Source organism: Aeromicrobium phoceense (genome assembly GCF_013868155.1).
GTDB classification, from domain to species: Bacteria; Actinomycetota; Actinomycetes; order Propionibacteriales; family Nocardioidaceae; genus Aeromicrobium; species Aeromicrobium phoceense.
Genome location: NZ_JACEOG010000001.1, coordinates 2,126,731 through 2,152,700, shown reverse-complemented (window position 1 = coordinate 2,152,700; position 25,970 = coordinate 2,126,731). Strand labels below are relative to the sequence as shown.

Here is a 25,970-nt window from a genome sequence, read left to right as displayed (position 1 = left end):
CTCTGCCGTCCTCAGATGAGGACTGCTCCTTCCATCACGCCGACGGCACGCAGGTCGCGGTACCACCGTTCGACCGGGTGCTCCTTCACGAAGCCGTGGCCGCCCAGCATCTGCACGCCGTCGGTGCCGATCTTCATGCCGTACTCGGTGCTCAGGCGGCGGGCCAGCGCGGTCTCCCGGGCGAACTCGGCGCCGCGCTCGGCGCGCGACGCGGCCTTCAGCGTGACCAGCCGCATGCCCTCGAGCTCGATCGCCATGTCGGCGACGGTGAAGGCCACGGCCTGGCGGTGGGCGATCGGCTCGCCGAACGCCTCGCGGGTGGTGACGTACTCCTTGACGTAGTCCAGCACCGACTGCGCCGTGCCGAGCGCGAGCCCGGCCCACGCGAGCCGGGACAGGCGGATCATCTCGCGGTAGTCCTGTGCCGAGCCGAGGATCGCGTCCTCATTGACGTGGACGTCGGTCAGCTGGATCCGCGACAGGCCGGCCGCGCGCAGGCCCATGCCGGGGTCGGCCGCCACGGCGACGCCGTCGGTGTTGGCCTCGACGATCACCATCGACGGGCCGCGGCCCTCGACGTCGGCGGCCACGACGAGCAGCTCGGCCTCGGCACCGCGCACAGCACCGGACTTGAGGCCGTTGAGGACGTAGCCGCCCTCGGCGCGCTTCGCGACCGTGGTCAGCGACAGCGGGTCGAACATGGGCACCGGCTCGGCCACGACGAGCGCGGCGGCCGGCACGTCACCGTCGGTGAACGACGGCAGGTAGGTCTGCTGCTGGCCCTCGGTGCCCCACAGCGAGATCGCGGTGGCCACGGCCGACGGCGCGAGGCAGGCCACGGCCTGTCCCATGTCGCCCTTCGCCAGCGCCTCGGCGACGAGCACGCCGGTGACGGCCGAACGCTGCTCGGCCAGGCCGCCGAGGGACTCGGGGATGTTGAGCAGGCTCAGGCCGAACTCGGAGGTCTGCGCCAGCACCTCCTTGGGCGTGTCGTCGGCGGCCTCGGCCTGCTCGGCACCGGGGCGCAGCACCTCGGCGGCGAACTCGCCGATGACGTCGACCATCATCTGCTGGTCCTCGGTGGGCGTCAGGTCGAACACGCCGGACGGCTGGGTCGCGGCCACGCGGCTGCCCTGCGAGCTGCCCGCCACCTTCGTGAACGTGCGCTGGGCCGCACCGATCGCCTGGAATCCGGCCTTCGTCGAGCCATGCACGGCTCGCTCGGCGAACTTGCGCAGGCCGATGCGGTCGAGCGTCTCGGAGGCCGCCAGCTTGTTCAACGCGCGCAGTCCGTAGGCCATGGGGTCTTTACCCGCCACGTTCACTCCCTCAGTGATTGCAGAAACTGTCGTTTACAGTTTCGCATACCGATGGTATCTGAATTGGGACCCGGTTGCCAGCGACTGCGCGTGTCGGCCTCTCGATAGGCTGAAGCGTGACCGAAACGCCCTCTGCCGACCAGTCCCGCCCCCTGCCCGCCGGAGGCTCCGTGCGACCCATCACCCGATGGGGCACGCCCGTGATGCACCGGGAGCTGAAGGACGTCCCCGCGTTCGACGACGACCTCGCCGTCCTCGTGGCCGACATGGTGGCCACGATGTACGCCGCCGAGGGCGTCGGCCTGGCCGCGAACCAGGTCGGCGAGGACCTCAAGGTCTTCGTCTTCGACTGCCCCGACGCCGACCACCAGCGCATCACCGGGGTCGTCTGCAACCCCGTGCTCCGCCTCCCCGACGGTACCGAGCGCAAGCTCGACGTCGCCGACGAGGGGTGCCTCTCGCTGCCGGGTGCGTTCACCGAGTGCGGCCGGCCCGACCACGCCTGGGTCACCGGCTTCGACCACCACGGCGAGCCGGTCGAGTTCGAGGGCACCGGCCTGCTGGCCCGCTGCCTCCAGCACGAGACGGACCACCTCTTCGGCACGGTCTTCGGCGACCGCGTCCCGGAGAAGGCACGCAAGAAGCTCTACAAGCAGCACCAGCAGCTGGCCGACGAGTACGAGGACGACTGGCCGGTCGGCGAGGCGCCCGAGGAGGACTGACCCGGCGACGCGGGCCTCAGGGCCGGAACTGCCAGCAGGCGATCGCGGTGGACGCCGCGACGTTGAGCGAGTCGATGCCGGCCGCCATCGGGATGATCACGCGGTGGTCCGACTCGCGCTGCCAGTGCTCGCTGAGGCCCGGGCCCTCGGAGCCGACGATGACGGCCGAGCGCTCCGCGGGCTCGATCGCGTCGATCGGCACGGCGTCGTCGGACAGGGTCATCGCGTAGGTCGTGAAGCCGTGCTCGCGCAGCAGCGCCGGAGCCGCGTACCAGTCGTCGATCCGCGCCCAGGGCAGGGAGAACACCGCGCCCATCGCCACCTTGATGGAGCGTCGGTAGAGCGGGTCGGCGCAGCGCGGCGACAGCAGCACCGCGTCGAAGCCGAGCGCCGCCACGTTGCGCATGATCGCGCCGATGTTGGTGTGGTCGACCAGGTCCTCGGCCACGAGGACGCGACGCGCCGTGGCCAGCACGTCGTGGACGCTGCGCTCGGCCGGGCGGTGCATGGCCGCGAGCGCGCCGCGGTGGACGTGGAAGCCGGTCACCCGCTCGATCGACTTCTCGTCCAGCACGTAGGCGGGCGCGGAGGTCGACTCGAGGATGTCCGACAGCGTGCCGAGCCAACGCGGCGCGAGCAGGAGGGACTTGGGCTCGTGCCCGGCCGCCACCGCCCGCTCGATGACCTTCGTGCCCTCGGCGATGTAGATGCCGCGCTCATGCTCCACGCTCTGGCGCAGCTGCACGTCGCGCAGGTCGGTGTAGTCGCGGAGCCGCTCGTCGCGGGGGTTGTCGAGTGCGATGAGGTCGGCCACCGCACTAGGTTAGGTGGCATGAGCCTCGACCGACCCGTGACTCCCGATCCGTACCCGCTGCTCCCCTCCGCGGCCTCGTTCACCGTCGTCAGCGACGACGTCACCGACGGAGCCTCGCTCAAGGAGGACCAGGTCAACGCCCACGGCGACACGTCGCCCCACCTGGCGTGGAGCGGCGCACCCGAGGGAACGAAGTCGTTCGTCGTCACCTGCTTCGACCCCGATGCACCGATCGTGTCGGGCTTCTGGCACTGGGTGGCCGTCGACATCCCGGCCGACGTCACCGAGCTGCCCACGGGCGCCGGCGCGAGCGACGACTCCCTGCCCGGCAACGCCTTCCACGTGCGCAACGACGGCGGCGGCCTGAACTTCATGGGCGCCGCTCCCCCGGAGGGCGACCAGCCGCACCGCTACTTCTTCGTGGTGCACGCCGTCGGCGAGGAGACGCTGGGCGTCGACGCGTCGGCCTCCCCCGCCGTCGTCGGGTTCAACCTCGCGTTCAAGACGCTCGGCCGCGCGATCATCCACGGCACCTGGCAGTGGTGAGGGCGCAGGCCTGACGCTACTTCGCGTAGCTGTCGGCGATGCCGCGGACCTTCTCGACGTAGGCCATCGAGTTGTTGTAGGCGAAGACCGCCTTGACCCAGCCGTCGCCGGCCAGGTCGCGCTCCTTCGCGCACAGGTGTCGCGCGGCGCCCAGGGCTGCGTCGTCGATGTCGTGCGGGTCGGCCCGGCCGTCACCGTCGGCGTCGGCGCCGTACAGCTCCCATGACGACGTCAGGAACTGGAACGGGCCGACGGCGCGGTCCCACTGCTCGTCGCCGTGCAGGGCCGTGGACGCCTTGGTGGCCTCGATGGCCCGGGTGCCGTTCTCGCCGTTGAGGGGCGGGCCGATGATCCTGCGGCTCGGCACGCCCGCCGCGTCGAGGCCGGCACCGCCCAGCGTGCCGTGGGCCGACTCGACCGACCCGACGCCCGCGAGCGTGTTCCAGCGGAGGTTGCACGCGGGCGCGCTCTCACGCTCGCTGATCTCGGTGCGGGCGTAGGCCTGCATCGCCCGCACCGGGATCTGGCGGTCGGCGGCGGTCCGGGTGACCCAGTCCTCGTCGGGCTCGGTCGTGGAGCCGTCGGCCAGCGGGACCTCCTCGGCCTGCTCGGCCGGGGGCCCGCTGATCGGATCGGCGTCGTCCGATCGCCCGACGACCAGCCAGGCCACGACGATCGCCATCGTGGCCAGCACGGCGGCGCCGAGGACGAGGATCCTGGTTCGGTCCATCCGGCTCAGGCCGTGGGGGGCTGACCGGTCGGCGGATCGTCCTGGGTGGAGATCGGCGACTCGGCCTGCTTGGCGGCCCGGATGGCCTCCTCGACGGCGCTGCTGGTCTCGGCCGGGGCCGTGCTGGCGGTCTCGACGGGCTCGTCCAGGTCGACGCGCTTGTGCGAGCCACCGCCGTCCACGGGGATGGAGCCGACGACGTTGCCGATGGTGCTCAGGGCCGCGGTGACCTCGGCCGGGATGATCCAGGTCGAGGCGTTGTGGCCCTGCGCGATCTTCGGGAGCGTCTGCAGGTACTGGTAGGACAGCAGCTTCTGGTCGGGGTTGCCGTCGTGGATCGCCTGGAAGACGGTCTCGATGGCGCGGCCCTCGCCCTGCGCGGTCAGGATCGCGGCGGTCTTCTCGCCCTCGGCGGTCAGGATCGCCGACTGCTTCTGGCCCTCGGCCGTGAGGATCGCGGCCTGCTTCTGGCCCTCCGCGCTCAGGATGGCCGACTGACGCTCACCCTCCGCCGTGAGGATCGCGGCGCGCTTGTCCCGCTCGGCGCGCATCTGCTTCTCCATCGCGTCGATGATGGTGGGCGGCGGATCGATGCTCTTGAGCTCCACCCGGCTGACCTTGATGCCCCAGCGGCCCGTGGCCGCGTCGAGCTCGGCGCTCAGCGTGCGGTTGATCTGGTCGCGGCTGGTGAGCGCGTGCTCGAGGGTCATGCCGCCGATGATGTTGCGCAGCGTCGTGGTCGTGAGCTGGTGGATGCCCTCGATGTAGTTGACGATCTCGTACGTCGCGGCGACCGGGTTGTTCACCGTGTAGAGGATGACGGTGTCGATCTCGACGGTCAGGTTGTCCTCGGTGATGACGCCCTGCGGCGGGAACGAGACGACCTGCTCACGCTGGTCGACCCGGTACTTCACGCGGTCGAGGAACGGCACGATCAGGTGCGGCCCGGGCGTCAGGGTGGTGCGGTACTTCCCCAGGCGCTCCACGATCCCGGCGAAGTTCTGCGGGATGATCTTCAGGCTCATCGCTGCGGTCACGATCAGCAGGACCACCAGCAGGATGAAGAAGACCAGCATTGCGGATGCGAACATTCAGCTCTCCTTACGGACGACGCGGGCGATCGCACCGTCGATGGCGGCGACGAGCAGCTCGTCGCCCGGTTCGTAGGTCGCCTCGGGATCCACCGGGCGGGCGGTCCAGTGGACGTCACCGATCAGGACACGACCGGCATGGCGGTTCACGACCTCCTCGACGATCGCCAGCTGGCCCACCAGGCCCTGCTGGCCGACGGGCAGCGACGGCCCGTCGTGGACCCGCGCGGCGATCCGCGGGCGGACGAGGGCGAGCAGCGCCACCGAGACGACGCCGAAGATCGCCAGCGGCAGCGCCATCGGCGCACCGGCCGCGGCGGCCACCGCAGCCGAGAAGGCCGCGATGCCGAACATCAGGAAGATCAGCTCGCCGCTGGCCAGCTCGATGAGGCACATGAGGACGCCGAGCGCCGCCCACGTGACCCAGATGTCGTCGCCGAACCAGTCCATGTCGCCTCCTAGTTCGCGCGGCGCCGCGAGGGCGGACGCCGAGCCGAGAATCGTCCCGCGTCGTGCGTGACCTCGAGCCGCTGGCGGAACGCCAGGGAGAGGTTCTGCGACGTGAGCACCTGGTCGATGGGCCCGGACGCCACCACGGAGCCGCCCGACAGCAGGAGCGCGTGCGTGAAGCCGGGGGCGATCTCCTCGAGGTGGTGCGACACCATCACGAGCGAGGGGCCGAACTCGTCGGACGCGAGGGCCTCGAGGCTCTCGACCAGGTCCTCGCGGGCGCCGACGTCCATGCCGGCGGCGGGCTCGTCGAGCAGCACGACCTCGGGATCGGTCATGAGCGAGCGCGCCAGCAGGACGCGCTTCTTCTCGCCCTCGGACAGGGTGCCGAAGGTGCGGTCGGCCAGCGGCGCAATGCCCAGCTCGGCCAGCATCGCCATCGCGCGGCGGTGGTCCTCGTCGTCGTACTCCTCGTTCCAGCGGCCGAGCACGGCGTACGCGGCCGACAGGATGAGGTTGCGCACCGTCTCGTCGGCCGGCACGCGCTCGGCGATCGCGGCGCTGGTGTGGCCGATGCGGGGCCGCAGCTCGAAGACGTCGACGGAGCCGAGTCGCTCGCCCAGGATCTCGGCGGTGCCGGACGTGGGGTGCATGTTCGCGGACGCGACCTGGAGCAGCGTGGTCTTGCCGGCTCCGTTGGGGCCCACGATGACCCAGTGCTCCCCCGGTTCGGCGCGCCACGAGACGCGGTCCAGGAGAGTCTTGCCCGAGCGCACGATCGTGACGTCGGTCAGGTCGAACACGGCGGTCACACGTCCAACCTATCGGTTCGCCGCAACGTCCTGCCGATACCCTCGACACGATGAGCACGCCAGCCCCGGGCCACGTCCCCACGTTGCACCTGACCGAGCCCACGGTGCTGGTCACCTTCAGCGGTCCCGACCGTTCCGGCGTCTCCACGCGGGTGTTCTCCGCGCTGGACGCGCACGACGTCGAGGTGATCGACGTCGAGCAGCTGGTCGTGCGCGGCCGGCTCGTGCTGAGCGTCCTGGTGACCGTCCCCGACGAGGTGCCCGGCTTCGAGACCGACCTGGCCTCGGTCGGTGCCGACCTGGGCCTGGAGGTCGAGGTCGTCCACGGCAACGGCGACAACCGGCCCCGCAGGATCGGCCGCGCCCAGGTGGTCATCCTCGGCGCACCGCTGATGCCCGACGCGCTCGCGGCCCTGACCGAAGGCATCAACGACCTCGGCGGCAACATCGACCGCATCGTCCGCATGGCGCGCTACCCCGTCACGGCGATCCGGATGGAGGTCTCGGGCGCCGCGCCCGACGCCCTCCAGTCCGAGCTGGCCGCGATCGGTCACCGGTTCGGCACCGACGTGGCGGTGCAGGAGCACGGCATCCTGCGCCACGCGCAGCGCCTCGTCGTCATGGACGTCGACTCCACGCTGATCCAGGGCGAGGTGATCGAGATGCTCGCGGCCCACGCCGGCTGCGAGGAGGCGGTGGCCCACGTCACCGAGCGGGCCATGCGCGGCGAGCTCGACTTCGCCGAGTCGCTGCACGAGCGCGTGGCCCAGCTGCGCGGCGTGCCGGCGTCGGCCCTCGACGAGGTCTACCGGAACCTGGAGTTCACGCCCGGCGCGCGCACCATGATCCGCACGCTCAAGCGACTCGGCTACCGGTTCGCTCTGGTCAGCGGCGGCTTCACGCAGATCATCGAGCGGCTCGCGGACGACCTCGGCATCGACTACTTCGCCGCCAACGACCTCGAGGTGCAGGACGGAGCGCTGACCGGCCGGGTCCTCGGGCGCGTGGTCGACCGCGCCGGCAAGGCCGAGGCGCTGCGCCTCTTCGCCGAGCAGGCGGGCATCAACGTGCGCAACACCGTGGCCATCGGCGACGGCGCCAACGACCTCGACATGCTGGCGGCCGCGGGGCTGGGCATCGCGTTCAACGCGAAGCCGCTCGTGCGCGACCAGGCGCAGACCTCGGTGAACGTGCCGTACCTCGACGCGATCGTGTACCTCATGGGCATCACGCGCGAGGAGGTCGAGGCGGCCGACGCCGCCGACGCGCCGCCGGCGACCTGACCGGCTGTTACTCGTCGTCCTCGAGGCGGAAGCCCAGCTTCAGCGTGACCTGGTAGTGCGAGACCTTGTCGTCCTCGACCTGGCCCCGGATTCCCACGACCTCGAACCAGTCGAGGTGGCGCAGGGTCTGGGAGGCGCGGGCGATGCCGCTGTCGATGGCCTCGCTGACCCCGACCGGGGACGTTCCGACGATCTCGGTGACACGGTAGGTGCGGTTGCTCATGGGGCCATCGTCCCACCCGGCCGCAGGCCGCGCGCGGGACCCACGGCGTAGACTGGGGACATGGCCCGGCGCGACCCCGAAGAGGTGCACTCGATCACCAGTGCGCGCGAGCCCTTCAGCGCCCAGGTGGACCATCGCGAGCGCAACTACCTCATCTCCATGGCCGTCCGTGTGGCCTGCTTCATCGGGTTCGTCGCCGTCGACCACTGGATCCGCTGGGTGCTCCTCGTGGGCGCGGTGTTCCTGCCCTACGTGGCCGTCGTCATCGGCAACTCGGCGATCCGCAGCTCGGGCGACGGGCCGTCCCCGTTCGGGGTCGACCGCAAGCAGCTGGACCAGTAGGTGCTGCGCTTCCTGGCAAGCCCGCGCTGGATCGGGCTGGCGGTCTTCGTCGTCGTCATGGCGGTCACGTGCTTCATGCTCGGCGGCTGGCAGTACGACCGCTGGGAGCAGCGCAAGGCCGACAACGCCGTCGTCAAGACGAACCTGAAGGCCGACCCGGCGCCCGTCGCCGACGTCGTCGCCGACGGCTGGGACCCCGACCTCGAGTACCGCACCGTCACGGCCACCGGCACGTTCGACTCCGCGCACGAGGTCACCGTGCGGTTCGCCCATCGCGACAGCCGGCCCGGCGTGCAGGTCGTCACCCCGCTGCGGCTCGACGACGGCACGGTCGTGCTCGTCGACCGCGGCTGGATCGAGGGTCCGCGCAACGGCGAGGCACCCGAGGACGTCCCCGCGGCCCCGACGGGTCCGGTGACCGTCACGGGATGGCTCCAGCCCGCCAGCACCGCCGACAAGGCCGCCACCACGCCGCGCGACGGCCAGGTGCGCGCCGTCAACGGCGAGCGCTGGGCCGACTTCCTCGGCACGGAGCCGCTGCCGGGCTTCGTCGCGATGACCTCGCCGGAGCAGGACGGCCTCGAGGGCCCGGCCGAGCCCGACCTGGGCACCGGACCGCACCTGTTCTACTCGATCCAGTGGTACTTCTTCGCCGGCCTGGCCGCGTTCGGCTACTTCTGGTTCGTGCGGGCCGAGCTGATCGAGCGCCGCCGGCCCGAAGGCGACGGCCTCGGTCACGCCAGGCTGACCAGGTCGGCGTAGGTGTCGGACCAGAGGTCCTCGTCGCCGTCGGGCAGCAGCAGCACGCGGTCGGGCTCGAGCGCCTGCACGGCGCCCTCGTCGTGGGTGACCAGCACGATCGCGCCCTCGTAGGAGCGAATCGCCGCCAGCACCTCCTCGCGCGAAGCGGGGTCGAGGTTGTTGGTCGGCTCGTCGAGCAGCAGCACGTTGGCGCTCGAGACGATGAGGCTCGCCAGCGCCAGACGGGTCTTCTCCCCACCGGAGAGCACGGCCGCCGGCTTGGCGGTGTCGTCGCCGGTGAACAGGAACGAGCCCAGCACGCTGCGCGCCTCGGTGTCGGTGAGGTGCGGCGCGGCGCTCTGCATGTTCTCCAGCACCGAGCGGGAGGTGTCGAGCGTCTCGTGCTCCTGGGCGTAGTAGCCGATCTTGAGGCCGTGGCCCGCGATGATCTCGCCGGTGTCGGCCCGGTCGGCGCCGCCGAGCAGACGCAGCAGCGTGGTCTTGCCCGCACCGTTGAGTCCGAGCACGACGACGCGGCTCCCCCGGTCGATCGCCAGATCGACGTCGGTGAAGATCTCCAGCGACCCGTACGACTTCGACAGTCCCGTGGCCATGAGCGGCGTCTTGCCGCACGGAGCGGGCTTGGGGAAGGCGATCTTGGCGACCTTGTCCACGGCGCGCTCGTCCTCGAGGCCGGCCATCATCTTCTCGGCCCGCTTGAGCATCTGCTGCGCAGCGGTCGCCTTCGAGGCCTTCGCGCGCATCCGGTTGCCCTGGTCGATGAGTCGCTCGGCCTGCTTCACGGCGTTGGCGCGCTCGCGCTTGCGGCGGGCCTCGTCGGCCTCGCGCTGCTTGAGGTAGGGCCGCCAGCCCATGTTGTAGATGTCGATGACGCCGCGGTTGGCGTCGAGGTAGAAGACCTTGTTGACGGTCTCCTCGACGAGGTCGACGTCGTGGCTGATGATCACGAGGCCTCCCGAGAAGCTCTTCAGGAAGCCACGCAGCCACACGATCGAGTCGGCGTCGAGGTGGTTGGTGGGCTCGTCGAGCAGCAGGATGTCGGCGTCGGAGAACAGGATCCGCGCCAGCTCGATACGGCGGCGCTGACCGCCGGACAGGGTGCTCAACGGCTGCTCGAGGACGCGCTCGGGCAGACCCAGCGCGACCGCGATCGTCGCCGCCTCGGACTCGGCCGCGTACCCGCCCCCGGCGCCGAACTCGGCGTCGGCGCGGGAGTAGCGGCGCATCGCGTCCTCGGCGAGCGCCGAGTCCTCCGAGGCCATCTCCTTCTCGGCCTTGCGCATCTTGCGCAGCGCCTCGTCGAGGCCACGCGCCGACAGGATGCGGTCGCGGGCGGTGACGTTGGGGTCGCCGACGCGCGGGTCCTGCGGCAGGTAGCCGACCGTGCCCGTACGGGTGATGGTGCCCTCGGCGGGCTCGCCGCCGGCACCGGCCAGCATCTTCGTCAGGGTGGTCTTGCCGGCGCCGTTGCGGCCGACGAGGCCGATCTTGTCGCCCTTGGCGACCTGGAAGGAGACGTCGGACATCAGGACGCGCGCGCCGAAGCGCAGCTCCACGGAGGAGGCGGTGATCATGGAAGAGCCTTCGTGAGGGATGGACGGGGCGAGGACGCAGGGGTCGAGCAGGTGCTCGCGCGTCACTCCAGCCGGATCATGTCCACCGAGCCAGTCTACGGAGCGATCCCCCGGGCGCGAAATCGTCGCCGCCGTCCGCGCTCCTGCGCACTTTTGCAACGGGATGCACGTTCTGATCGCTCAGAGACGTGCATCCCGTTCCAGAAGTGGTGTGGGGTGGCGGGCGGTCAGCCGATGTTGAAGCCGAGGGCGCGCAGCATCTCGCGGCCGTCGTCGGTGATCTTGTCCGGGCCCCACGGCGGCATCCAGACCCACTCGATGCGGAAGTCGTTGACCAGGCCGTCGAGGGCGGCGCGGGTCTGGTCCTCGATGACGTCGGTCAGCGGGCAGGCCGCGGACGTGAGCGTCATCTGCAGGATGGCGTTGCTGTGCTCGTCGACGTGCACGCCGTAGACGAGGCCGAGGTCGACGACGTTGATCCCGAGCTCGGGGTCGACGACGTCCTTCATCGCCTCCTCGACGTCCTCCTGGGTGGTGGCGCCGGGCTGAACGGTCACGTCGGGCAGATCGCTGTGGTCGGTGGTCATGCTTCCTCCTTGGCCGAAGCCTGGGCGACGGCGTCCTTCCAGGCCATCCAGGACAGCAGCGCGCACTTGACGCGCGCGGGGAACTGGGCGACGCCCGCGAAGGCGATCCCGTCCTCGAGCACGTCCTCGTCGGGTTCGACGTGGCCGCGGCCCTGCATGAGCTCCTGGAACGCGTTGAGTGTGGTCAGTGCGTGGTCGACGTCCTTGCCGACCACGAGGTCGTTCAGCACCGAGGCCGAGGCCTGGCTGATGGAGCAGCCCACGGAGTCGTACGAGACGTCGGCCACCGTGTTGCCCTCGAGGTGCACACGGAGCGTGATCTCGTCGCCGCAGGTCGGGTTGACGTGGTGGACCTCGGCCTCGTACGGGTCGCGCAGCCCCGCACCGTGGGGGTGCTTGTAGTGGTCCAGGATGATCTCCTGGTACATCGCATCGACGTTCGCTGCGTTCATCTCAGGCTCCGAAGTACGACTGGGTGTGGCGGATCCCCGCGACGAGCGCGTCGATCTCGGCCTCGGTCGTGTACAGGTAGAACGAGGCGCGCGTGGTGGACTGCACGCCGAAGTGCGCGTGCAGCGGCTTCGCGCAGTGGTGACCGGCGCGCACGGCGACGCCCTGCGAGTCGAGCAGCTGCGCCACGTCGTGCGGGTGCACCCCGTCGATCGTGAAGCTGATCGCTCCCCCGCGGTCGACCGGCTCCTTGGGGCCGACGATCGTGACGCCGGTCAGCTCCTTCATCGCGTCCAGCGCGTAGGCGGTGATCCGCTGCTCGTGCGCGGCCACGTTCTCCATGCCGAGGGCGCTGAGGTAGTCCACCGCCGCGCCGAGGCCGACCGACTGCGCGATCGGCGGTGTGCCGGCCTCGAAGCGGTGCGGCGGCGCGGCGAACGTGGTGCGCTCCATCGACACGGTCTCGATCATCTCGCCGCCACCGAGGAACGGCGGCAGCTCGGCGAGGAGGTCGTAGCGACCCCACAGCACGCCGATGCCCGTGGGACCGACCATCTTGTGGCCCGTGAAGGCGACGAAGTCGGCGCCCAGCGCAGCCACGTCGACCGGCAGCTGCGGCACGGCCTGCGACGCGTCGATGACGACCAGCGCACCCACCTCATGGGCGCGCCGGACGATCTCGGCGACCGGGTTGATCGTTCCGAGCATGTTCGAGACCCACGTGACCGAGACGACCTTGGTGCGCTCGGTGAGGGTGAGGGAGTCGAGGTCGAGCCGGCCCTCGGGCGTGACGCCGTACCAGCGCAGGTCGGCGCCCGTGCGCTGCGTGAGCAGCTGCCACGGCACGAGGTTGGAGTGGTGCTCCATCTGGGTCACCACGACCTCGTCACCGGCACCCACGCGGCCGGCGTCGCCGAGGACGCGTGCCACCAGGTTGAGCGCCTCGGAGGCGTTCTTGGTGAACACGACCTCCTCGCGACGCGGCGCGTTGATGAACCCCGCCACCTTGTCGCGCCCGAGCTCGAACGCCTCGCTGGCCTCCGCACCGAGCTGGTGCATCGCCCGCGCGACGTTCGCGTTGTGCTCGAGGTAGTGACGCTCGATCGCCTCGACGACCTGACGCGGCTTCTGCGACGTGTTGGCACTGTCCAGGTACACGAGAGGGCGGTCCCCCGCCATCGTCCTGGACAGGATGGGGAAGTCCTTGCGGATCGCCTCGACGTCGTAGCCGGTCATGATCAGACGGCCGCCTTGGTGAACTTGTCGTAGCCCTCGGCCTCGAGCAGCTCGGCGAGCTCGCGCCCACCGGTCTCGGCCAGCTTGCCGGCCACGAAGACGTGGACGAAGTCGGGCTCGATGTAGTTCAGGATGCGCGTGTAGTGCGTGATCAGCAGCACGCCGCGGTCACCCTGCGCCGAGTAGCGGTTGACGCCGTCCGAGACGACGCGCAGGGCGTCGATGTCCAGGCCGGAGTCGGTCTCGTCGAGCACCGCGAACTTCGGGTTCAGCAGCTCGAGCTGGGCGATCTCGTGGCGCTTCTTCTCGCCGCCGGAGAAGCCCTCGTTGACCGAGCGCGAGGAGAACGACGGGTCGAGCGTCATCCGCTCGAGCGCCGCGTTGACGTCCTTGACCCACGTGCGCAGCTTGGGGGCCTCGCCGTCGATGGCGGTCTTGGCCGTGCGCAGGAAGTTGGCGACGGAGACGCCCGGGATCTCGACCGGGTACTGCATCGCGAGGAACAGGCCCGCACGCGCGCGCTCGTCGACGCTCAGCTCGAGGATGTTCTGGCCGTCGAGGAGCACCTCGCCCTCGGTGACGGTGTACTTGGGGTGTCCGGCGATCGAGTACGCCAGCGTGGACTTGCCCGAGCCGTTGGGGCCCATGATGGCGTGGACCTCGCCGGAGTTGATGGTCAGGTCGACGCCGCGGAGGATCTCCTTGGCACCGTCCTCGGTGTCGACGGACACGTGGAGGTTCTTGATCTCCAGGGTGCTCATGCTGTTTCTCCTTGGTTCGGGAGGTCGACCCAGACGGTCTCTCCCTCGATCTTGGTCTGGTAGACGGGGACGGGTTCGGTGGCCGGCAGGCCGAGGGCCTTGCCGGTGCGCAGGTCGAAGCGCGACCCGTGCAGGAAGCACTCGATCTCGCAGCCCTCGACGTCGCCGTCGGACAGCGGGATCTCGGCGTGCGAGCACCAGTCCTGGATGGCGTAGACGGTGTCGCCGTCGCGCACCAGGGCCAGGTCGTGCCCCTCGAACTCGATGCCAAGCGCCGCGCCCTCGGGGACGTCGGCGAGCTTCGCGACCTCCTTGAAGGTCATTCGGTCACCGCCGCGGGGTTGCCGACCACCGCGGCCAGCTCGTCCTCGATCGCCGACAGGAGGCGCTCCTGCAGGTCCTCGACGCCGATCCGGCGGATGATGTCGTTGAAGAAGCCGTGCACGACGAGGCGCTTGGCCTCCGTGGGGTCGATGCCGCGGCTCTGCAGGTAGAACAGGTGCTCGTCGTCGAATCGACCGGTCGTGGACGCGTGGCCTGCGCCGGCGATGTCGCCGGTCTCGATCTCGAGGTTCGGCACCGAGTCGGCGCGCGCGCCGTCGGTGAGGACGAGGTTGTCGTTCTGCTCGAACGTGTCGATGCCCTCGGCGACCTTGCGGATCAGGACGTTGCCGATCCACACGGTGTGCGCGTCCTGGCCCTGCAGCGCGCCCTTGTACTCGACGTTGCTGCGGGTGCGGGGCGCCGTGTGGTCGACGAACTGGCGGTGCTCGAGGTGCTGGCCCGCGTCGGCGAAGTAGATGCCGAGCAGGTCGACGCTGCCGCCGGGGCCGCGGTAGTCGACGTTGGTCGACGAGCGGACGAGGTCGCCACCGAGGGTGAACTCGAAGAAGCGGACCGCCGCGTCGCGGCCGACGCTGATGCCGTTCTGCACGGCGTGGACGGCGTCGTCCTCCCAGTCGACCAGGTTCACGACGTCGAGCTGGGCACCGTCACCGACGACGTACGTGACGTTCGTGGCGTAGGTGGCCGAGCCGACGTGGTCGAACGCGATCGTGGCCTTGGAGAACGGCGCGACCTTCACGACGACGTGGCCCCACACGGTCTGCTCGACCGAGGTGCCGCTCAGGCGGATGCGCGCCGGGGCGTCGAGCTCGCCGTCGATCGACAGCAGCGTGGCGCCGCCGGCGTTCTGCACGGCGAGGGCCGCGAGGCGGTCGAGCGGCGCGATGCCGCCGATCGCCTTGGCCTCGTCGGTGGTGATCGTGGTCAGCGTGGCGCCGGTGGGGAGCTCGTCCTTCCACTCCAGGCTGGCGTCCGACGGCGTGCCGTCGAGCAGTCCACGCAGCCGCTTGAGCGGCGTGAAGCGCCAGATCTCCTCCAGGCCGGTGGGCTTGGGGTGGGCCTCGACGTCGTACGACGGCTCGGGGTGCAGGTGGCTCTGGACGTGGTCCAGCTCCAGCGCGGCCGCCATGCCGTTGTCGGTTCCCTCGACAGTTGCGGTCGTCATCCGACAGCACCCTCCATTTGCAGCTCGATGAGTCGGTTCAGTTCCAGCGCGTACTCCATGGGCAGCTCGCGAGCGATGGGCTCGACGAAGCCGCGGACGATCATCGCCATGGCCTCGTCCTCCTCCATGCCGCGCTGCATGAAGTAGAAGAGCTGGTCGTCGCTGACCTTGGAGACGGTCGCCTCGTGGCCGAGGGTCACGTCGTCCTCACGGACGTCGACGTACGGGTAGGTGTCCGAGCGGCTGATCTGGTCGACCAGCAGCGCGTCGCACTTGACGGTGCTGGCGGAGCCGTAGGCGCCCTCGTTGACCTGGAGCAGGCCGCGGTAGGACGTGCGGCCGCCGCCACGGGCGACGGACTTGCTCAGGATCGAGCTGGACGTGTTCGGCGCGACGTGCACCATCTTGGCGCCGGTGTCCTGGTACTGGCCCTCGCCGGCGAACGCGATCGACAGCGTCTCGCCCTTGGCCTGCTCACCCATGAGGTAGACGGCCGGGTACTTCATCGTGACCTTGGAGCCGATGTTGCCGTCGACCCACTCCATCGTGGCGCCGGCCTCGCAGGTGGCGCGCTTGGTGACGAGGTTGTAGACGTTGTTCGACCAGTTCTGGATCGTCGTGTAGCGGACGCGGGCGCCCTTCTTCACGATGATCTCCACGACGGCCGAGTGCAGCGAGTCGGTCTTGTAGATCGGCGCGGTGCAGCCCTCGACGTAGTGGATGTAGGAGTCCTCGTCGGCGATGATCAGCGTGCGCTCGAACTGGCCCATGTTCTCGGTGTTGATCCGGAAGTAGGCCTGCAGCGGGATGTCGACGTGGACGCCCTTGGGCACGTAGATGAACGAGCCACCCGACCAGACCGACGTGTTCAGCGCGGCGAACTTGTTGTCGCCGACCGGGATCACGGTGCCGAAGTACTCCTCGAAGAGCTCGGGGTGCTCCTTCAGCGCGGTGTCGGTGTCGAGGAAGATGACGCCCTGCTGCTCCAGGTCCTCGCGGATCTGGTGGTAGACGACCTCGGACTCGTACTGCGCGGCGACGCCGGAGACGAGGCGCTGCTTCTCGGCCTCGGGGATGCCCAGGCGGTCGTACGTGTTCTTGATGTCCTCGGGGAGCTCCTCCCACGTGGTCGCCTGCTTCTCGGTCGACCGGACGAAGTACTTGATGTTGTCGAAGTCGATCGCGTCGAGGTCGGCACCCCACGTGGGCATCGGCTTGCGATTGAAGAGCTTGAGGCCCTTCAGGCGCAGGTCGAGCATCCACTGGGGCTCGCTCTTCTTGGCCGAGATGTCGCGCACGACGGCCTCGCTGAGACCGCGCTGCGCGCTGGCTCCGGCGACGTCGGCGTCGTGCCAGCCGAACTCGTAGTTTCCGACATCCTTCAGACCCGGGTTCAGGTCCTCGATCGAGGTCGTGTCGTTCGTGGTCGTCATGACGACTCCCCTTCAGTTGGAGACACAGCGGTGACATGGGTGGACTGGGTGGTGCGGGGCAGGTGCGTGGTGCAGATGCCATCGCCGTGGGCGATGGTCGCCAGGCGCTGGACGTGGGAGCCCAGCAGCTCGGCGAAGACCTCGGTCTCGGCCTCGCACAGCTGGGGGAACTCCTCGGCGACGTGGGCCACCGGGCAGTGGTGCTGGCAGATCTGCTCGCCGAGCGGGGTGGAGCTGGCCGAGGCCGCGAAGCCGTCGTCGGTCAGCGCCCGCGCGAGCACCGAGGCCTGGTCCTCGACCGGGACGTCGGCCAGCAGCCGCTCGTACCGGTTGCGGAACTCGGTCAGCCGGTGGCGCGCGAAGTCCATGACGGCGGAGTCGCCGCCCGTGGCGCGCAGGAAGCGCAGCGCGTCGGCGGCCAGGTCGTCGTACGTGTGGGCGAACGTGTCGCGGCCGGCGGCGGTGAGGACGAAGACCCGAGCGGGACGGCCCCGGCGGCGCTGGCCGCGGACGCGCTCCTCGCGCGACTCCACGAGGCCGTGCTCGACGAGGTGCTCGAGGTGGCGACGCACGGCGGCGGGGGTGAGTCCGAGGCGGGTGGCCAGGCTCGTGGCGGTGCTGGGACCGTTCTCCAGGATGCTCTCGGCGACGCGATCGCGCGTGGAGAGGTCGTCGACCGACGACACCTCATGATCCACGCTCACGTATTTCACAACACCATTGTTGCGTTATTGATTCCCCGCATTCAACGAAGGCTCGCCTCAGTGAGCCGCACCTCACCCACGGGCGAGGAGACCTGAGGGCGGATCTTCACTACAATCGTGCCCATGCTTGCAAGGGGGATGCGCATGACGACGTGCGCGATGGCACTGGCCGGGGCGCTGCTGCTGGGCGGTTGTGGTGGCGACGACGGCTCCGACACGCCCACCACCACGACGCCCACGCCGACCGCCTCCGCGCAGGACGAGGCCGTCGCTGTCCTCGAGGCCTACTGGGACGAGCGCGTCCGGGTCGAGACCTCGGGCGCCTACGACACGGCCGACTTCAGCCGCACCCTGGCCCCCTCGGAGACCGAGCCGATGCTCGCGCGCTACGCGCAGTTCGAGGCCGGGAACTTCCGCCGCACCGGCGAGCCGGAACTGCGGGACTACACCGCCACCGTCGACGGGACCTCCGCGATCGCCACGGTCTGCGTCAATGAGGACAAGTGGGGCGCCGAGGCCGACGGCGAGGTCGTCGAGCCCGAGGCCGCCGGCTGGTACGCCAGCAGCCACCGGCTCGAGCAGACCGACGGCACCTGGCTCATCGTGGGCGAGGCCGACACCCCGAGCGGGATCTCGTGCTGACCCTCGCCCGGCGCACGGGCGCCCTGCTGGCCACCGTCATGGTCACGCTCTTCGTGCTCATGGTCCCGGCCCACGCCGACCCCGTCTGCACCGCCTGGGGCGACACCGATCCCGCGGCCGACGGCCTGCAGTACGGCTGCATCACGTGGTCGGGCGGCAGCGACGATGGAGGCGGCGGCGACGGTGGCGGGGGCGGCACCCCCGCCACGCCCGAGTGCACCTTCTTCGATCTGTGGAACGAGTTCTGCCAGGGCAACCGCGCCTGCTACATGAACGACCCGGCCGCGATCCAGGACATTGAGAAGGCTCGCGAGGACGACCCGAGCCTGAAGGACAAGCCCGAGGATGCGGAGAAGCTCATCTTCACGTCGTGCAAGGAGAACGCCGACGCCGAGGAGATCCGCACCTACTACTGGGACACCGAGTTCGAGATGGTCACGATCCTCGACCGCATCGAGGCGGCCCGCGGCGCCCTGCAGCTGCCCACCGTGACCGCGGTGTTCAACCCGCCGACGCGCACGCTGGTGAACCTCGACACCTGGTGGTGGGCCGAGGGCGCCCCCGCCGGCGAGGTCGTGGGCTCCCCCGCCCTCGGCATGCGAGCGATCGCCTCGCCGCGCGGCATGACCGTCAGCGCCGGCGGCCAGACGATCGACTGCCCGCTGGTCACCGCCAAGTCGGACGAGTGCTCGATGACGTTCCGGCGAGCCGGGGACTACCAGGCCACCATGACGATCACGTACGACATCCGCTTCGAGATGGGCGGCCAGGTCATCGACGTCCCGGCCGGCGCCCAGGACCTGCTCACGATCAGCACGACGGCCACGACCGCCGTGCCGGTCCTCGAAGTCCAATCCATCGTCACCGAGGTCGACTGACAGTAGGGTCGCCCCATGGGGGCAGCCGCAGCCGAGGTCGAGGCCGGGGGGCGCGCCGTGCGCGTCTCCAGCCCCGACCGCGTGATCTACGAGAAGACCGACCGCACGCCGGACATCACCAAGCTCGAGGTGGTCCAGTACTACGTGGCCGTCGAGGACGGGTTGATGCGCGCGCTGCGCGAGCGCCCCACCACGCTGGAGCGCTGGCCCAAGGGCGTCCGCGAGGACATGGTGATGGCCACCCGCGCCGACGGCCACGGCGACGCGTTCTACCAGAAGCGCGTCCCCAAGGGCGCTCCCCCGTACCTCGAGACGGTGCGCATCCACTTCCCCTCGGGCCGTCGTGCCGACGAGATCTGCCCCACCGAGATCGCCGTCGCCGCCTGGGCCGCCCACATGGGGACGATCACGTTCCACCCGTGGCCCGTGCGCCGCGCCGACGTCGACCACCCCGACGAGATCCGCATCGATCTCGACCCCCAGCCGGGCACCGACTTCCACGACGCGCAGCGGGTCGCGAAGGTGGCGAAGGAGCTGCTCGAGGAGATCGGGATCCGCGGCTTCGCCAAGACCAGCGGCAACCGCGGCGTGCACATCTTCGCGCGGATCGAGCCGCGCTGGACGTTCACCGACGTCCGTCACGCGGCCCTGGCGTTCGGCCGTGAGCTGGAGCGCCGCGACGACGCCGTCACCACGGCCTGGTGGAAGGAGGAGCGGGGCGCCGCGATCTTCGTCGACTTCAACCAGAACGCCCGCGACCGCACCATCGCCAGCGCCTACAGCCTGCGCCCGAAGCCGGGTGCGCCCGTCTCCACACCCCTGACGTGGGACGAGCTGTTCGACGTCGAGGACCCGCGCGAACTGAACCTCACGACCGTTCCAACACTGCTGGAGCGACGACCCGACCCGTGGTCGGAGATCGACGACGTCCACCACTCGCTGCAGACGCTGCTCGACTGGTACGACCGAGACGAGGAGAACGGACTCGGCGAGATGCCGTACCCGCCGGACTACCCCAAGATGCCGGGCGAGCCGCGCCGCGTGCAGCCGTCGCGCAAGAAGGCCGACGAGACGGACTGACAACGCAACTGAGGGTTACGTCATGTTCATTCCCGACGTCCGTTCCACGGTCACGGGCCGTCCCGTCGGGCTCCCTCCGGCGGGGCGGTTCGCTACTGTCAGCAGGTGACCCAGAAGCAGGCGCCCGCGGGCTGGTACGACGATCCGGCCGGCGGCGGCGGACGCCGCTACTGGAACGGATCCGCGTGGACCGAACGCGTCGAGGGAGGTCGCTCCGCTGCGACGGCCCCTCGCGCCACGGGCTCGCGGCAACGCATTCGCGACGGGTACATGCTGCTCAACGGCCAGGAGGTGCCGATTCGTGGCTCGCTGCCGCACCAGGCACGGGCCGGGATCAGCGGATTCGTCATCGCGGGACTGATCGCCGCCGTGGCCGTCGCCCTGCTCTTCCTCATGAGCACGGTCGCCCGCGACTCCTCGTCCGAGCAGGTTCCCACCGAGGTGGAGACGTTCCAGGTCGAGGACTTCGAGGAGTTCGAGCCCTGGTGAGTCAGATCAGCACGTCGCCGAGGTCGTAGCGCGCGACCTCCTCGAGCTGGTCGTAGGTGCAGGACTCCGGCTCACGGTCGGGGCGCCAGCGCTGGAACCGGCCCATGTGGCGGAAGCGGGCCTGGTCGCCCTCCCCCTCCATGTGCTCGTAGGCGACCTCCAGCACCCGCTCGGGGCGCAGCGGCACGAACGACAGGTCCTTCGTGCCCGTCCACCGGCTCTGCCCGCCGGGCAGGCGACCCGAGGCCTGGGCCTGCTCGTCACGCCAGAGGTCCCACGGGTGGGACTCCCCCTCGGCCAGCTCCAGCGGCGCGAGCTCGTCGATGAGCTCCGCGCGACGCGCCTCGGTGAACGAGGCCGCGACGCCCACGTGCTGGAGCCGCCCGTCGTCCGCGTAGATGCCGAGGAGCATCGAGCCCAGCAGCGGCCGCTCGGTGGTCGAGTTCTTGTGGAGCCGGTAGCCGGCGAGCACGACGTCGGCCGTGCGCGCGTGCTTCACCTTGAGCATCGCCCGGCCGTTCGGGACATAGGCCCCGTCGAGCTGCTTCGCGATCACGCCGTCGAGTCCCGCACCCTCGAACGTCGTGAACCAGCGCTCGGCCTCCTCGGGGTCGGCGGTGACCCGGGTGACGTGCACGGGCGGCCGTGCGCCCGACAGCGCCTCCACGAGCGCCTCGCGCCGGACCGACAGCGGCTCGTCGAGGAACGAGCGGTCGTCCAGGGCGAGGAGATCGAAGGCCACGAACGAGGCGGGCGTCTCGCGGGCGAGCATGGTGACGCGCGACTCCGCAGGGTGGATGCGGTTCGAGAGCAGGTCGAAGCTCAGCCGGCCGTCGCTGGCGATCACGATCTCGCCGTCGAGGACGCAGCGCTCGGGCACGTTCTGCCGGATCGACTCCACGACGTCGGGGAAGTAGCGGGTGAGCGACTTGGTCGAGCGGCTGGCGATCTCGATCTCATCGCCGTCACGGAAGACGATGGCGCGGAAGCCGTCCCACTTGGGCTCGTACAGGTGGCCGTCGGCGTGCGGCACCTGCTTCGCGGACTTGGCGAGCATCGGTGCCAGCGGTGGCATCACGGGCAGGTCCATGGCTTCAACCTGCCACACCTAGAATGTTCTGGTGCCCTCGACGACGACGACTCCCGCCGTGGAGGTTCGCGACCTCGTCATGCGATACGGCCGCGGCGGCGCGGAGGTCCGCGCGGTCGACGGACTCACCCTGACGGTCGAGCCGGGCACCGTCACGTCGATCCTCGGGCCCAACGGCGCGGGGAAGACCACCACGATCGAGACCTGTGAGGGTTTCCGACGCCCGCAGTCGGGCCGCGTGCGCGTCCTGGGCCTGGACCCGGTGGCCGACGCCACCGAGCTGCGCCCCCGTGTCGGCGTGATGCTGCAGTCCGGCGGCGCCTGGCTGGGCGTCCGCGCCGGCGAGATGCTGCGCCACATGGCCTCGCTGTACGCCGACCCGCTGCCCGTCGAGCCCCTCGTCGAGCGGCTCGGGATGGCGTCGTTCGGCCGCACCTCGTACCGGCGCCTCTCGGGCGGCCAGAAGCAGCGCCTGTCCCTCGCGATGGCGATCGTGGGCCGCCCGGAGCTGGTGTTCCTCGACGAGCCCACCGCCGGGCTCGACCCGCAGTCGCGCCGGGCCACGTGGGACCTCGTCGACGAGCTGCGCCACCACGGCGTCACGACCGTCCTGACGACGCACTACATGGACGAGGCCCAGGAGCTCTCCGACCACGTCCACATCGTCGACGCCGGCCGCGTGATCGCCTCGGGGACGCCCTCCGAGCTCGTGGCCGCGGGCGCCCAGAACACGATCCGCCTGCGCACGCGCGCGGGCCTCGACCGCGACTCGTTGGTCAAGGAGTTGCCCGAGGGCGCCGCCGTGGCCGAGCCCGACCCCGGCCAGTACGTGCTCACCACGGAGGTCGACCCGGCCGTCCTGCACCGCATCACCGGCTGGTGCGCGGCGCACGACGTCCTGATCGAATCCGTCCTGGTCGAGCACCAGACCCTCGAGGACCGGTTCCTCGAGCTGACCGGGCGGGAGCTGCGATGACGTCCCTCGACCTCTCCCCCGCGCCGGGCGCGGCCTCGCGCCTGCGCCGCACGTGGGCTCAGACCGCGATGGAGCTGAAGCTCACCGTCCGCAACGGCGAGCAGATGGTGGTCACCTTCGTGATCCCGATCCTGCTGCTCGTCGTGGGCTCGCGATCCGACCGGTTCATCGACAGCGATCAGCCCCTCGACGTGCTGGCGCCCGGTGTGCTCGCGCTCGCCATCGTCTCCACGTCGTTCACGTCGCTCGCGATCGCGACGGCGTTCGAGCGCCGTTACGGCGTGCTCAAGCGCCTCGGCGCCACTCCCCTGTCCCGCGGCGGACTGCTGGCCGGCAAGGTCGGCGCCGTCGCGATCCTGCAGCTCGCGCAGTTCGCGGTCCTCGGCGGGCTGGCCGTCGCGCTCGGCTGGCGGCCCGACGCACCCGTGGCCGGCACCTGCTGGCTCCTCGTGCTGGGCCTGCTCGGCACCGTGGCGTTCGGCGGGCTCGGCCTGCTCCTGGCCGGCACCCTGCGGGCCGAGGCCACGCTCGCGCTGGCCAACCTCGTCTACGTGCTGCTCCTGGTCGGCGGAGGGCTGCTGCTCCCGCTCGACCAGTATCCCGAGGCCGTCCGCGGCCTGCTGGCGCTGCTGCCCTCGGGCGCTCTCGGCGAGGGGCTGCGCGACGCGTTCATGACCGGCTCGCCCGGTACGTTCTCCGTGGCGGTGATCGCCGCGTGGGCCGTGGGTGCCGCGGCAGCCGCCGGAAGGTGGTTCCGATGGGAGTGAGTGCGGTCTCTCGACGCACCGTGTCGAAGTCGACGGTCGAGAAGTGGGCGTGGGCCAACCTCGTCGCCAACACCCTGATCATCCTGACGGGTGGGCTGGTGCGGCTGACGGCCTCAGGTCTGGGCTGCCCCACGTGGCCCCGGTGCACCGACGAGTCGTTCGTCCCCCACGGCGCCCTCGGCTGGCACGGCGCGATCGAGTTCGGCAACCGCATGCTGACGTACGTCCTGGTCGTCGTCGCCATCGGTGCCGTCGTCGCCACGTGGCGCTGGACCGGCGCCACGCGCACGCAGCTGCGCCTCGTGCTGGGCATCGCGATCGGCATCCCGTTCCAGGGCGTCATCGGCGGCATCACCGTGCTGACGGACCTCAACCCGTGGATCGTGTCGCTGCACCTGATCCTGTCCATGGCGCTGGTGGTCGCGTCCACGGTGTTCCTGGTCTCGCTGCGCGAGGCGGAGGGCACGGTGGAGCCCCGGGCGGCCTGGGTGGTGCGGGCGGCGTACGTCGTGCTGCTGGCGGCGATCTACCTCGGCACGATCGTGACGGGCAGCGGCCCCCACGCGGGCGACGCCGACGCGCCGCGCAACGACCTCGACCCGGCGTGGTGGAGCCGGACCCACGCGGTCTCCGTGTGGCTGTTCCTCATCCTGACCGTCGTCGCCATCGTGCTGCTGCGCGACCGTGCGCGCCGCATCGGCCTGCTCGTGCTGGTCGCCGGGATGGCGCAGGGACTGGTCGGCTACGTGCAGTACTTCACTGATCTGCCGATCGTGCTGGTGGCGACGCACCTGGTCGGCGCGGCCGTTCTGCTGGCGGTGACCACGTGGTGGTGGCTGGCGGCCCGGCCCGCCGCATCGTGAGCGTGCCCTCCTCGTCGACCGGCTCGCCGGTCAGCACGAAGCCGCACCTCTCGTAGAAGGCGATCGCTCCGGCGTTCTGCGCCATGACGCGCAGCCGGAGCGGCCGCGCTCCCGCCGCGCGCACCACGGTCTCGACGAGCGCCACGCCGATCCCGCTGCGCCGGGCCTCCGGCGCGACCCACATCGAGATGAGCTCGAGCTCGTCACCGGGGGCGAGTCCGATCATCGCGACGTCCCGGCCGTCCTGGGTCGCCAGGAAGAGGCGACCCGGCGCGGCGATCCGCTCGCGCCAGCGCTGCTCGCTGTCGCCACCCTCGATCCAGCGGTGCGCGCTGCAGGCGAAGGCGGGCGCGTCCTCCTCGAGGGCGCGCAACCGGATCGCGCGCCAGCGGTCCCAGTCATCGGGCTCGACGGGCCGGATCGGGGTCGTCACGGCTGGGCGTCGCGGCGCAGCCGGGACTGGCGGTACGCGGAGGTGATCATGACGACCAGGACGGTGCTGACCACCATGCCGAACACGACCATCCCCCAGCCCACGACGAACAGACCCGATTCGTCGTCGGACCAGCTCGTCCAGCAGGCGGCGGCCACGCCGACCACGGCGGAGACGATGACGCCGAGCAGCTCACTGCTGCGTGCGAGCCAGCCTGCCGCGATGCCGATCACGATCAGGACGACGACGAGGCCGGCCACCTGCAGCACGGAGTAGGTGTCGTTCTCGTCCATCCCGAGGAAGAGCCACCACGCGGCGAACGTGGCGACGGCCGGGAGGATCCAGGAGAGGAAGGCGCGCATGGCTCGAGCCTACGGCGCGTCAGGCGCTCACCCGATGAAGGGATCGATCGCGGCGGCCACGAACAGCAGCGCCAGGTACGCGTTCGAGAAGTGGAACAGCCGCATCGGCTTGATGATCGACAGCTCCTCCGTCTCGCGGGCGCGGGCCCGCAGGTCGTAGGCCTCCAGCAGGAAGACGATGCCGAGCAGGATCGCCATCGACGGGAAGAACCAGCCCGTGTCGGCGACCGGCCACACCAGCACCGAAGTCAGGACCGTGGCCCACGTGTAGCGGACGATCTGACGGCCGACCTCTGCCGACGGGGCGACCGACGGCAGCATCGGCACGTCGGCGGCGGCGTAGTCCTCGCGGTAGCGCATCGCGAGCGCCCAGAAGTGCGGCGGCGTCCAGAAGAAGACGACCAGGAACAGCAGGATCGGGGTCCACGCCAGCTCGTTCGTGACGGCGGTCCAGCCGATCAGCGGCGGGAAGCAGCCCGCGGCGCCGCCCCACACGATGTTCTGCGTGGTGCGCCGCTTGAGGATCATCGTGTAGCCCACGACGTAGAAGACGTTAGCGGCGAGCGAGAGCGCCGACGAGAGCCAGTTGACCGTCAGGCCGAGCCAGGCGGTCGAGAGCACGCCCAGGATGAGGCCGAACTTCAGCGCGGCCTGCGTGCCCACCTGGTGACGGGGCAGCGGACGGCGCGCCGTGCGACGCATCTTCTGGTCGATGTCGGCGTCGACGACGCAGTTCAGCGCGTTGGCCGACCCGGCCGAGAGCGTGCCGCCGATCAGGGTCGCCACCACGAGCCACAGGTCGGGAACGCCCTGCTGCGCCAGGAACATCACCGGCACGGTGGTGAGCAGCAGCAGCTCGATGATGCGGGGCTTGGTCAGGGCCACGTAGGCGAGCACCACATCGCGGCGACTGGGCCGATCGATTCGGGTGTGCTCGTCGGAGGCATGCGGAGTGACGGTCACATGGCAGAGTCTAATGCCCGACGGATAGGCTCAAGACGCAGACCTCGTTCGACCAACCACGTGACGACCCAGGAGTGC

At 70.4% G+C, this 25,970-nt stretch carries 32 protein-coding genes; 12 read left to right on the top strand and 20 right to left on the bottom strand.

What is annotated here, in order from left to right:
* Positions 1 to 11: 11 nt before the first annotated feature.
* A complete protein-coding gene (locus tag H1W00_RS10370; RefSeq protein WP_286928983.1) occupies positions 12 to 1,319 on the bottom strand; it encodes an acyl-CoA dehydrogenase family protein in 1,308 nt (435 codons plus the stop codon).
* A gap of 116 nt (positions 1,320 to 1,435) precedes the next feature.
* Between H1W00_RS10370 and def the strand changes: the two genes are divergently transcribed.
* Entirely contained in the window at positions 1,436 to 2,041 is a 606-nt protein-coding gene (gene def / locus H1W00_RS10365) for a peptide deformylase (protein WP_338072873.1), read from the top strand.
* A gap of 16 nt (positions 2,042 to 2,057) precedes the next feature.
* Here the strand turns inward: def and H1W00_RS10360 are convergent, their stop codons facing one another.
* The gene (locus tag H1W00_RS10360) at positions 2,058 to 2,855 is read right to left on the bottom strand and encodes an RNA methyltransferase (protein WP_181755630.1); all 798 of its coding nucleotides are present in this window, start codon (positions 2,853 to 2,855) and stop codon (positions 2,058 to 2,060) included.
* A gap of 18 nt (positions 2,856 to 2,873) precedes the next feature.
* On the opposite strand from H1W00_RS10360, the gene H1W00_RS10355 reads away from it, so the two are divergent.
* Complete coding sequence (locus H1W00_RS10355; protein ID WP_181755629.1) at positions 2,874 to 3,401, top strand: YbhB/YbcL family Raf kinase inhibitor-like protein; 528 nt, start codon at positions 2,874 to 2,876, stop codon at positions 3,399 to 3,401.
* Positions 3,402 to 3,417: 16 nt separating this feature from the next.
* Here H1W00_RS10355 and H1W00_RS10350 read toward each other — a convergent pair whose 3' ends face one another.
* Genes H1W00_RS10350 through H1W00_RS10335 form a run of 4 tightly spaced genes read right to left on the bottom strand, consistent with a single transcriptional unit; the run spans position 3,418 to position 6,484 of the window.
* The gene (locus tag H1W00_RS10350; RefSeq protein WP_181755628.1) at positions 3,418 to 4,131 is read right to left on the bottom strand and encodes a lytic transglycosylase domain-containing protein; all 714 of its coding nucleotides are present in this window, start codon (positions 4,129 to 4,131) and stop codon (positions 3,418 to 3,420) included.
* 5 nt (positions 4,132 to 4,136) lie between these two features.
* The gene (locus H1W00_RS10345) at positions 4,137 to 5,222 is read right to left on the bottom strand and encodes an SPFH domain-containing protein (protein ID WP_181755627.1); all 1,086 of its coding nucleotides are present in this window, start codon (positions 5,220 to 5,222) and stop codon (positions 4,137 to 4,139) included.
* The gene (locus H1W00_RS10340; protein WP_181755626.1) at positions 5,223 to 5,672 is read right to left on the bottom strand and encodes an NfeD family protein; all 450 of its coding nucleotides are present in this window, start codon (positions 5,670 to 5,672) and stop codon (positions 5,223 to 5,225) included. It abuts the gene before it with no gap.
* A gap of 8 nt (positions 5,673 to 5,680) precedes the next feature.
* The gene (locus tag H1W00_RS10335) at positions 5,681 to 6,484 is read right to left on the bottom strand and encodes an ABC transporter ATP-binding protein (protein WP_181755625.1); all 804 of its coding nucleotides are present in this window, start codon (positions 6,482 to 6,484) and stop codon (positions 5,681 to 5,683) included.
* 50 nt (positions 6,485 to 6,534) lie between these two features.
* On the opposite strand from H1W00_RS10335, the gene serB reads away from it, so the two are divergent.
* Positions 6,535 to 7,767 carry a phosphoserine phosphatase SerB gene (serB, locus tag H1W00_RS10330; protein WP_181755624.1) on the top strand — a complete coding sequence of 411 codons (1,233 nt, stop codon included), beginning with the start codon at positions 6,535 to 6,537 and terminating at the stop codon, positions 7,765 to 7,767.
* Between the two features lie 7 nt (positions 7,768 to 7,774).
* On the opposite strand, the gene H1W00_RS10325 is transcribed toward serB, so the two are convergent.
* Positions 7,775 to 7,990: a dodecin gene (locus tag H1W00_RS10325; RefSeq protein WP_078698266.1), complete on the bottom strand. Its 216-nt coding sequence runs from the start codon at positions 7,988 to 7,990 to the stop codon at positions 7,775 to 7,777.
* A 60-nt stretch (positions 7,991 to 8,050) separates the two neighbouring features.
* Between H1W00_RS10325 and H1W00_RS10320 the strand changes: the two genes are divergently transcribed.
* Together H1W00_RS10320 and H1W00_RS10315 are read left to right on the top strand one after the other, a co-directional pair.
* Positions 8,051 to 8,332, top strand: coding sequence for a DUF3099 domain-containing protein (locus H1W00_RS10320; protein WP_078698267.1), 282 nt, complete (start codon positions 8,051 to 8,053; stop codon positions 8,330 to 8,332).
* Complete coding sequence (locus H1W00_RS10315) at positions 8,333 to 9,094, top strand: SURF1 family cytochrome oxidase biogenesis protein (protein WP_181755623.1); 762 nt, start codon at positions 8,333 to 8,335, stop codon at positions 9,092 to 9,094.
* Here H1W00_RS10315 and H1W00_RS10310 read toward each other — a convergent pair.
* The 9 genes from H1W00_RS10310 to H1W00_RS10270 form a co-directional block, all read right to left on the bottom strand.
* Positions 9,067 to 10,668, bottom strand: a complete 1,602-nt coding sequence (locus H1W00_RS10310) for an ABC-F family ATP-binding cassette domain-containing protein (RefSeq protein WP_181755622.1) — start codon at positions 10,666 to 10,668, stop codon at positions 9,067 to 9,069. The genes H1W00_RS10315 and H1W00_RS10310 overlap by 28 nt on opposite strands.
* 227 nt (positions 10,669 to 10,895) lie before the next feature.
* Positions 10,896 to 11,255 (bottom strand): metal-sulfur cluster assembly factor, encoded by a 360-nt coding sequence (locus H1W00_RS10305; protein WP_181755621.1) that lies wholly within the window; start codon positions 11,253 to 11,255, stop codon positions 10,896 to 10,898.
* Positions 11,252 to 11,707 (bottom strand): Fe-S cluster assembly sulfur transfer protein SufU, encoded by a 456-nt coding sequence (sufU, locus tag H1W00_RS10300; RefSeq protein WP_181755620.1) that lies wholly within the window; start codon positions 11,705 to 11,707, stop codon positions 11,252 to 11,254. The genes H1W00_RS10305 and sufU overlap by 4 nt, the downstream gene beginning before the upstream one ends.
* Before the next feature lies 1 nt (position 11,708).
* Positions 11,709 to 12,941 (bottom strand): cysteine desulfurase, encoded by a 1,233-nt coding sequence (locus tag H1W00_RS10295; RefSeq protein WP_181755619.1) that lies wholly within the window; start codon positions 12,939 to 12,941, stop codon positions 11,709 to 11,711.
* A gap of 2 nt (positions 12,942 to 12,943) precedes the next feature.
* Positions 12,944 to 13,702 carry a Fe-S cluster assembly ATPase SufC gene (sufC, locus tag H1W00_RS10290; protein WP_181755618.1) on the bottom strand — a complete coding sequence of 253 codons (759 nt, stop codon included), beginning with the start codon at positions 13,700 to 13,702 and terminating at the stop codon, positions 12,944 to 12,946.
* Positions 13,699 to 14,025, bottom strand: a complete 327-nt coding sequence (locus H1W00_RS10285; protein ID WP_181755617.1) for a Rieske (2Fe-2S) protein — start codon at positions 14,023 to 14,025, stop codon at positions 13,699 to 13,701. The genes sufC and H1W00_RS10285 overlap by 4 nt, the downstream gene beginning before the upstream one ends.
* The gene (gene sufD, locus H1W00_RS10280) at positions 14,022 to 15,212 is read right to left on the bottom strand and encodes a Fe-S cluster assembly protein SufD (protein WP_241732835.1); all 1,191 of its coding nucleotides are present in this window, start codon (positions 15,210 to 15,212) and stop codon (positions 14,022 to 14,024) included. Before sufD ends, H1W00_RS10285 begins: the two co-directional genes overlap by 4 nt.
* Positions 15,209 to 16,645 (bottom strand): Fe-S cluster assembly protein SufB, encoded by a 1,437-nt coding sequence (gene sufB / locus H1W00_RS10275; RefSeq protein ID WP_181755616.1) that lies wholly within the window; start codon positions 16,643 to 16,645, stop codon positions 15,209 to 15,211. The genes sufD and sufB overlap by 4 nt, the downstream gene beginning before the upstream one ends.
* Positions 16,642 to 17,358 (bottom strand): helix-turn-helix transcriptional regulator, encoded by a 717-nt coding sequence (locus H1W00_RS10270; RefSeq protein WP_420826877.1) that lies wholly within the window; start codon positions 17,356 to 17,358, stop codon positions 16,642 to 16,644. Before H1W00_RS10270 ends, sufB begins: the two co-directional genes overlap by 4 nt.
* Positions 17,359 to 17,472: 114 nt before the next feature.
* Between H1W00_RS10270 and H1W00_RS10265 the strand changes: the two genes are divergently transcribed.
* From H1W00_RS10265 to H1W00_RS10250, 4 genes are all read left to right on the top strand, one after another.
* Positions 17,473 to 17,991: a hypothetical protein gene (locus H1W00_RS10265; protein WP_181755615.1), complete on the top strand. Its 519-nt coding sequence runs from the start codon at positions 17,473 to 17,475 to the stop codon at positions 17,989 to 17,991.
* Positions 17,985 to 18,869 carry a hypothetical protein gene (locus H1W00_RS10260; RefSeq protein ID WP_181755614.1) on the top strand — a complete coding sequence of 295 codons (885 nt, stop codon included), beginning with the start codon at positions 17,985 to 17,987 and terminating at the stop codon, positions 18,867 to 18,869. The genes H1W00_RS10265 and H1W00_RS10260 overlap by 7 nt, the downstream gene beginning before the upstream one ends.
* Before the next feature lie 15 nt (positions 18,870 to 18,884).
* Positions 18,885 to 19,949: a DNA polymerase domain-containing protein gene (locus H1W00_RS10255; RefSeq protein WP_181755613.1), complete on the top strand. Its 1,065-nt coding sequence runs from the start codon at positions 18,885 to 18,887 to the stop codon at positions 19,947 to 19,949.
* Positions 19,950 to 20,054: 105 nt separating this feature from the next.
* Positions 20,055 to 20,438, top strand: a complete 384-nt coding sequence (locus H1W00_RS10250) for a DUF2510 domain-containing protein (RefSeq protein WP_181755612.1) — start codon at positions 20,055 to 20,057, stop codon at positions 20,436 to 20,438.
* A gap of 1 nt (position 20,439) precedes the next feature.
* Here the strand turns inward: H1W00_RS10250 and H1W00_RS10245 are convergent, their stop codons facing one another.
* The gene (locus tag H1W00_RS10245; RefSeq protein ID WP_181755611.1) at positions 20,440 to 21,528 is read right to left on the bottom strand and encodes an ATP-dependent DNA ligase; all 1,089 of its coding nucleotides are present in this window, start codon (positions 21,526 to 21,528) and stop codon (positions 20,440 to 20,442) included.
* A gap of 31 nt (positions 21,529 to 21,559) precedes the next feature.
* Between H1W00_RS10245 and H1W00_RS10240 the strand changes: the two genes are divergently transcribed.
* The 3 genes from H1W00_RS10240 to H1W00_RS10230 are packed head-to-tail and all read left to right on the top strand — an operon-like array spanning position 21,560 to position 24,134.
* Positions 21,560 to 22,504: an ABC transporter ATP-binding protein gene (locus tag H1W00_RS10240; protein ID WP_338072871.1), complete on the top strand. Its 945-nt coding sequence runs from the start codon at positions 21,560 to 21,562 to the stop codon at positions 22,502 to 22,504.
* Positions 22,501 to 23,271, top strand: coding sequence for an ABC transporter permease (locus tag H1W00_RS10235; protein WP_181755610.1), 771 nt, complete (start codon positions 22,501 to 22,503; stop codon positions 23,269 to 23,271). The genes H1W00_RS10240 and H1W00_RS10235 overlap by 4 nt, the downstream gene beginning before the upstream one ends.
* A complete protein-coding gene (locus H1W00_RS10230) occupies positions 23,262 to 24,134 on the top strand; it encodes a COX15/CtaA family protein (protein ID WP_181755609.1) in 873 nt (290 codons plus the stop codon). Before H1W00_RS10235 ends, H1W00_RS10230 begins: the two co-directional genes overlap by 10 nt.
* Here H1W00_RS10230 and H1W00_RS10225 read toward each other — a convergent pair.
* From H1W00_RS10225 to H1W00_RS10215, 3 genes are read right to left on the bottom strand one after another with little or no spacing between them, the layout of a single operon-like run.
* On the bottom strand, positions 24,028 to 24,567 hold the full coding sequence (locus H1W00_RS10225; protein WP_206679997.1) for a GNAT family N-acetyltransferase: 540 nt from the start codon (positions 24,565 to 24,567) through the stop codon (positions 24,028 to 24,030). The genes H1W00_RS10230 and H1W00_RS10225 overlap by 107 nt on opposite strands.
* Complete coding sequence (locus H1W00_RS10220) at positions 24,564 to 24,929, bottom strand: hypothetical protein (RefSeq protein WP_181755608.1); 366 nt, start codon at positions 24,927 to 24,929, stop codon at positions 24,564 to 24,566. The genes H1W00_RS10225 and H1W00_RS10220 overlap by 4 nt, the downstream gene beginning before the upstream one ends.
* A 27-nt stretch (positions 24,930 to 24,956) precedes the next feature.
* On the bottom strand, positions 24,957 to 25,892 hold the full coding sequence (locus H1W00_RS10215) for a heme o synthase (protein WP_338072870.1): 936 nt from the start codon (positions 25,890 to 25,892) through the stop codon (positions 24,957 to 24,959).
* Positions 25,893 to 25,970: the final 78 nt, after the last annotated feature.